This is a genomic window from Rhodococcus sp. ENV425 (genome assembly GCF_002887785.1).
GTDB lineage: Bacteria > Actinomycetota > Actinomycetes > Mycobacteriales > Mycobacteriaceae > Rhodococcus > Rhodococcus aetherivorans.
On the sequence record NZ_PCZU01000259.1, the window covers coordinates 1 to 635 of the forward strand.

The window sequence follows — 635 nt, forward strand, 5'->3', positions numbered from 1 at the left end:
CCTGCGGGGTGTCGCAGTCCGCGGTCCCCGCCACCGGAACCGTGACGTAGCGCTCCGGCAGCAGGGCCTTCATCGGCTGATTGGCCGGATCCGTCCCCAGCCCGGCGAGGCGGCCGGCGAGCGCGGGACCACGCCACGCGGCGAGCAGGAACTGGATCCGGCCCGAGTCGTCGACAGCGAACGCCGCGTCGGCTCCGGGGGCGCCGCGCAGGGTCTCCACCAGTGCGGTGACCGTGTCCGCGGTGAGGAACGGCAGGTCGGCGGCGAGGACCAGCACCACCGGTGCGTGAAGACCCGCGGCGGCGAGGGCGGCGACGGGCCCGGCCCCGGCGGGCTGCTCCTGGACCTGGACCACCGCCGGGTCGAGATCGTCGCGCCGTGGTCCGACGACGGTGATCCGGCGGCACCCGGCCACCGCGGCCAGCGCGATGTCGAGCATGCGCCGGCCCCCGACGACGAGTGCGGGCTTGTCGACGCCGCCCATGCGGGTCGCGCGTCCGCCCGCGACGATGACGGCCTCGACGTCGGTCAGCGAACTCATGAGCTCATGCTGCCCGACGCGGGCCGGCGCGGTGTGCCGGGGCGGTCAGTCGGGCGTGTGGTGACTGCGCGGCGGCCCGCCGATACCGCACCGG

General features: G+C 76.2%; 1 protein-coding gene. It reads right to left on the bottom strand.

What is annotated here, in order from left to right:
• Positions 1-541, bottom strand: a 541-nt coding sequence (locus CQZ88_RS22940) for a molybdenum cofactor guanylyltransferase (RefSeq protein WP_180987069.1), incomplete at its 3' end; no start/stop codon positions are given.
• Positions 542-635: the final 94 nt, after the last annotated feature.